The sequence below is a fragment of the Leucobacter sp. M11 genome, assembly GCF_035726885.1.
Lineage (GTDB): Bacteria > Actinomycetota > Actinomycetes > Actinomycetales > Microbacteriaceae > JAPFRB01.
On sequence record NZ_JAPFRB010000004.1, the window covers coordinates 155,466 to 161,136 of the forward strand.

Genomic DNA, 5,671 nt, shown 5'->3' on the forward strand with positions numbered 1-5,671 from the left:
GCAGCCGGTATCCGGCTGCCCGGCACCGCAGCCGCACCCCGGAGGATCCCAGATGACCGCACCCGTCCTGATCGGCCTCGATCTCGGTACCTCGAGCGTGAAGGCCCTCGCGCTCGACGCGGACGGGCGGGTCCTCGGCCGGGTGCGCCGGAGCTACCCGACGGCCCGCCCCGAGCCGGGCGCCGCCGAGCAGGCCCCGGCCGACTGGGTGAGCGGCATCGTCGGGGCGCTCGGCGAACTCGCCGGGATCGTGCCCGCGGAGCGCTGGGCGGGGATCGGCCTCTCCGCGATGCTGCCCACGCTCGTCTGCCTGGACGCGCAGGGCGAGCCGATCGGCTCGGCGATCGTGTGGGAGGACACCAGGGCCGAGCCGGAGGCCCGGGAACTGCTCGCCGGACCGACCGGGCACGCCCTCGGCTACGCCCAGACCGGCCAGCACCTGGACGGTCGATACCTGCTCCCCATGTTCGAGCGGCTCCGCCGCGCGGAGCCCGAGCGCGCCGCGCGGACCCGCACCCTCGTCGGCGCGAAGGACTACCTGTTTCGGCTGCTCACCGGGGAGCTGTGCACGGACCCCAGCACGGCCGCGGGCTTCGGCGGCTACGACCTCAGCGCCGGGGCGTGGGGCGCGCTCCCGGAGGGGGTCGCCCTGCCCGCGGTGCTGCCCAGCGACACGGCCCGGCCCCTCGACCCCGGCTTCGCCCGCGTGCTGGGCCTGCCCGCCGGGCTCCCGATCGTGCTCGGCGCCGCGGACTCCGTGCTCGGCGCGCTCGGGCTCGGGGCCGAGGCCCCCGGCGACATCGCCTACGTGGCGGGCACGAGCACCGTGATCCTCGGGATCAGCCACGACGCGGGCATTCCCGAGCGCGGGCTGGCCCTGGTCACCCCGCTCGCCGGGCCCGGCACGGGCCTGGAGCTCGACCTCGTCGCGACCGGCTCCGCGCTGGCCTGGCTCGCCGGGTTCACGGGCCGCGCCGACGCCGCAGCCCTCGTCGCCGAGGCCGCGGCGATCGACCCGGATGACGCCCCCCTCGTGCTGCCCTTCCTCGGCCCGGGGGAACAGGGCGTGCGCTGGGACCCCGCGCTGAACGGCTCGGTGCTCGGGCTGACCCTGGCCAGCACCCCGGCCGAGCTCGCCCGCGGCCTCCTCACGGGACTCGTGCTGGAATCGCGGCGCTGCGTCGGCGCGTTGCTCAGCACCCCGGGCTGGCCCGAGGCCGGCCGACTCCTGGTCACCGGCTCCTCCGCCGGTTCCCCCGTCTTCCTCCAAGACCTCGCGGACGCCACCGGCCGCGAGGTGCTGAGCGCCCCGGAGGAGCGCGATCACTCGGCGATCGGGGCCGCCCTCGTGGCCGCGGCAGCCCTGGGCATCACCGCCGTCCGGCCCGACAGCGGGGCAACCCCCGTGCGGCCGGACCCCGGCACCGCGGCCGCCTGGGTCGCGCGGGCCGCGGCGCACGAGGCGGCGCTTCACGCGGTTCGGACGCTCCCGTGACCGCCGCGCGCGACGCCGGGCTGACGAACGCGCTCCGCGATCTCGGCGCGCAGGCGCTGCGCTACGGACCCGTCTCCGGCGGGGCCGCAGCCGTGACCCTGCCGGACGGCACCCGGCTCAGCCACCGCTTCGGCACCGCGGGACCGCGCGGAGACCGCGCGGTCGGGCCGGAGGACCGCTTCGAGATCGGCTCGGTCTCGAAGACGATCGCCGCGCTCGTCACGAGCGTGCTCGTCGGCGAGGGGGCCCTCGGCCTGGACGACGATGTGCAGGGCTGGCTGCCCTGGCTGCGCCTGCCCGCGGGCGGCTCCCCGGTCACCGTCGCCCACCTGCTCACGCACACGACCGGCTGGATCAGCGGCAACGACGCCGTGCCGGGAGAGCTGGCCCAGGCGCTCACCCTCGGGGACACCGCGGCCGGCAGCGCCCCCGGCGAACGCTTCCACTACTCGAACCTCGGCTACGTGGTGCTCGGGCTCGTCCTCGCCCGGGCCGGCGGGGCGAGCCTCGCCGCGCTCACCGAACGCACCGTCACGGCGCCGCTCGGCATGACGGGCGCGCTCGCCGCCGTCGCGGGCGCGGAGCGGCCCCGGCTCTGCCCGGGCACCGTCCCCCTCCGCGACGACGTGCCCTGGCAGCCGGGGGAGCCGCTTGCCGAGGCGACCTGGCTGGAACCGGCCGGCGCGGACGGGCACGTCGCCTGCACCATCGAGGATTTCGCCATTCTCGCGGAAACGCTCGCCTCCCCGGAGCTGGCCGCCGCCCGGCTCGGCGTCGGCGTGCGCGAGCGGCTGTGGAGCCGCCTCGCCCCGGGCGGGGAGGGCATCCTCGACCGCGGGCGTCGAATCGCGATCGTGGGCGACCGCTACGGCCTCGGCGTGAACGTGGAGCCCGCCCCGCACGGGCGCGTGCTCAGCCACGGCGGCGGCATGGTGGGCTACGGCGCGTTCCTGCTCGCCGACGAGGCCGCCGGGATCGGCGTCGCCGTGCAGCTGAGCGCCCCGGGGGAGCAGCCCGTGGCCGAACTCTTCGCCCGGGACCTGCACGCTCGGGCGCTCGGCGTGCTCGGCTCCGGCGCGGGGCCGAGCCCGGCCGAGCCCGTTGGCGAGACCACCCCGGCGTCCTGGTGCCCGGCCGAGACCCGCCCCGCGGGAGAGGAGCCGCGGGACGAAGAACTCCGGGCCATCGTCGGCAGCTACCGCTCCTACTCGCCCTGGTTCCCCGTTTTCCGGGTGCTCGTTGTCGCGGGGCAGCCCGTCCTGCGCGCGCCCGGCGGTGTCGAGGCCCCCGGGGAGGACACCCCGCTCGTGCGGCTCCCGGACGGCGGCTACCGGATCGGCGCCGAGCCGTGGCTCCCCGAGCGAATCCGCTTCGGCCCGATCATCGACGGCCGCGCGGCAGGCGCGGACCGCGACGGCTGCCGGTACGCCCGAGTGGCCGATCCCCGACCCTGACCGCGCAGCCGCCTCCCGGCACCGCACGCGCCCCTTCGAGAAAGGCAACACCGCATGCCCATCACCGTATTTGAGAGCACCGAGGCGCTGGGCGAGGCGGTCGCAGACCGCCTGCTGCGCATTATCGACGCGAACCCCAGCGCGGCCATCGGCCTGGCGACCGGGTCCTCGCCGCTGACCGCCTACGCGGCCTGGGCGCGTCGGGTCCGCGAGGCGGGGATCGACGTGTCCGCCGTGCGCGGCTTCGCCCTGGACGAGTACCTGGGCCTCGATCCCGAGGACGAGCAGAGCTATCACACGACGATCCACCGCACGGTGACCGAGCCGGTCGGGCTGGACCCCGAGCGGGTCCGGGTGCCCTCCGGCGTGGGTGACCCGGAGCGCGAGGCGGCCGATTTCGAGGCCGCGATCCGGGCGGCGGGCGGGATCGCGGCGCAGGTGCTCGGCGTCGGCGGCAACGGGCACCTCGGTTTTAACGAGCCCGGAGCCGATGCCCGATCGCGCACGCGCGTCGTCGCGCTCGCGGAGCGCACGGTGGCCGATAACGCCCGCTTCTTCGGCGGCGAGGTGAGCCGGGTCCCCACGCGCAGCGTGACGCAGGGCCTCGGCACGATTCTCGAAGCCCGCGAGCTGCTCGTGATCGCGATCGGCCCGGAGAAGGCCGAGGCGGTCGCGGCCGCGCTTGAGGGCCCGGTCACCGCAGCGGTGCCCGCGAGCATCCTGCGCGAGCACCCGAACGTGCACTGGTTCTTAGACGAGGCGGCGGCGAGCCAGCTCGGCGGCCCCGGGGGCGGGGCCGCCCGGGACTAGCGGCTGCGGGTCTGCCGCACAATCGCGGCGATGCCCGCGCCCACGAGGGCGACCCCGAGGAACAGCACGACCGCGGTGACCCAGACCGCGGGCTGGATCGTGCCCGGGGCAAGCACCCGCTGGGCGATGAAGCCGCAGAACGCGAGGATCAGGCAGCCCCAGATAATCGTGCCGGTGAGCGGGCGGCGGGGCTCGTTCGTCGGCGTGGCCCAGGGGTCCCGCGCGGGGCCGGCGGGCGCGGCGGTGCCCGCGCGGGGCGGCGGGGCGACGCCGGCCGCCGCGGGCTGCTCCCAAGCCGCGGGCTGCTCCCACGTCGCGGGCTGCTCCCCGGGCTGGGCGCGCTCGCCGGGGTGACGCGCTGGGGCACCGCCCTGCTCGGCCCACTCGGGGATCACCGTGGTGGGCGCGACCGGGAGGACGGGGTCGTCCAGACGCGGGAACACCGTGGTCGGCTGCGCAGCGTTCGGGGGCAGCAGTGCTGGGTCCACGGGCTGTGTGGCGTCGGCTGGCTGTGTGGCATCGGCTGGCTGCGTGGCGTCGGCCGGCTGCGCGCTCGCGGGTTCCGTGGGCGGTGTGGCCGGTGCAGCCGGTGCGCCCGCTGGGGTCACCGGGAACTCCGGGTGCTGCGGGGTGGGGTGGTCGCTGGTCATGATCAGAAGTCCTCCAGGTCGAATAGGTCGTCGTCGCCCTGGACCAGGTCGACGTTCCCGCCGAGGAACCACACGTTCACGACGGTGGTCGGCAGGGTGGCACCCCGGCCGGGGGTGCTGGAAGCGGTGTGCGTGATGAAGGGGCCGCCGATGGTGCGGTCTTCGTCGTTCAGCTCGGTGCCGATTCGACCCGCGAGGCCGTGCACGCGCACCTCGACCGGGACTCGCTCGGGGAGGGCGACCGTGCCGTTGCCCGCGCCCAGCCAGAGGGTGTATTCCCCGCCGAGCTCGGCGCCGGGACGATCCAGCTCGCGCAGATCCATTCGCGCGTTGCCGACGATGACCGCCTGGTTCGGGTGCTCCGCGAGCGTGCGCTCCACCGTGAAGACGGTGCGCGCCCCGACAAGGGAGAACTGGGTGCCCGCGGGGAACACCGTCGTCACCAGGAGCGTGCCGATCGCGACGACGGAGGCGAAGCCGAGCCAGCCCGAGGTACGGCCCCGGATCCCGGCGATGATGATCGAGAGCCCGAGGATGCCGAGGGCGACCGTGATCCCACCGACGAGGGCGTGCTCCGGGTAGCCGATGGTGGCCACACAGAGGGCGGCCAGCGCGCCGAGGATCAGCCCGAGGCCGAGCGTGATGACGGTGTGCCCGGCATCCAGGGTGCGGCGCTGGTGCTTCTCGGCGATCTGCGCGGACCAGTCACTCGCCTCCTTGCCGAGCCGGTGCGCCGCCTCGGAGGCCTGCTCCCCGAACTGCGCGGCCCCGGCGGAGACCTGCTCGGTGAAGCGGGCGGTCCCGGCGGAGACCTGCTCGTCCCAGCGGTGCGGCCCCTGCGCGGTCGGTCGGGGCTCCGCCGCAGGGCCGCCCAGCGGCGCGGTCTGGGCGAAGGACGCCGCTCGGCTGTCCTCCGGGAGCGCCACCGTGGGCGCGGCGCTGCTCCCCGGGAGCACCGGGGGTGCGGTCGTCGCGTCCGGTGCCGGTGCCCACGTGGGCGTGGGAGCCGGAGCGGGCCCGGCGTTGGGGGCCGGGGCCCACGTGGCCTGGGGCGCGCCGCGGTGCGGGGCGCCGGAGTTCGGGGCTCCCGGAGCGCCGGGGCCACCCGGAGCGCCGGGGCCACCGGGGGCGGCCGGGCCGCTGCGGGGGCGCTTCTGCCGGTTCAGGATCGTCACCAGCAGCCAGATCGCGAGGCCGATGATCGCCAGGGTCCACACGATCCCGAGGAGTACCCGGAGCCAGCCGGGGAGGAAGGAGCCCTC

Annotated in this window: 5 protein-coding genes; 3 read left to right on the plus strand and 2 right to left on the minus strand. The window is 76.4% G+C overall.

What is annotated here, in order from left to right:
• Positions 1-52: 52 nt before the first annotated feature.
• The 3 genes from OOT08_RS12690 to OOT08_RS12700 are packed head-to-tail and all read left to right on the plus strand — an operon-like array spanning position 53 to position 3,759.
• Entirely contained in the window at positions 53-1,495 is a 1,443-nt protein-coding gene (locus OOT08_RS12690) for a xylulokinase (RefSeq protein ID WP_325093107.1), read from the plus strand.
• Positions 1,492-2,949, plus strand: a complete 1,458-nt coding sequence (locus tag OOT08_RS12695; RefSeq protein ID WP_325093108.1) for a serine hydrolase domain-containing protein — start codon at positions 1,492-1,494, stop codon at positions 2,947-2,949. Before OOT08_RS12690 ends, OOT08_RS12695 begins: the two co-directional genes overlap by 4 nt.
• A gap of 54 nt (positions 2,950-3,003) precedes the next feature.
• Positions 3,004-3,759: a glucosamine-6-phosphate deaminase gene (locus OOT08_RS12700; RefSeq protein WP_325093109.1), complete on the plus strand. Its 756-nt coding sequence runs from the start codon at positions 3,004-3,006 to the stop codon at positions 3,757-3,759.
• Here the strand turns inward: OOT08_RS12700 and OOT08_RS12705 are convergent.
• A complete protein-coding gene (locus OOT08_RS12705; RefSeq protein ID WP_325093110.1) occupies positions 3,756-4,247 on the minus strand; it encodes a hypothetical protein in 492 nt (163 codons plus the stop codon). The two genes, OOT08_RS12700 and OOT08_RS12705, sit on opposite strands and share 4 nt — an antisense overlap.
• A 164-nt stretch (positions 4,248-4,411) precedes the next feature.
• Positions 4,412-5,671 (minus strand): hypothetical protein (locus OOT08_RS12710; RefSeq protein WP_325093111.1); only part of this gene is annotated, 1,260 nt, incomplete at its 5' end.

Excerpts from the sequence above, each read along its gene's own strand:
- OOT08_RS12690 (WP_325093107.1), top strand. The coding sequence starts at position 53 with ATGACCGCACCCGTCCTGATCGGCCTCGATCTCGGTACCTCGAGCGTG.
- OOT08_RS12700 (WP_325093109.1), top strand. The coding sequence starts at position 3,004 with ATGCCCATCACCGTATTTGAGAGCACCGAGGCGCTGGGCGAGGCGGTC.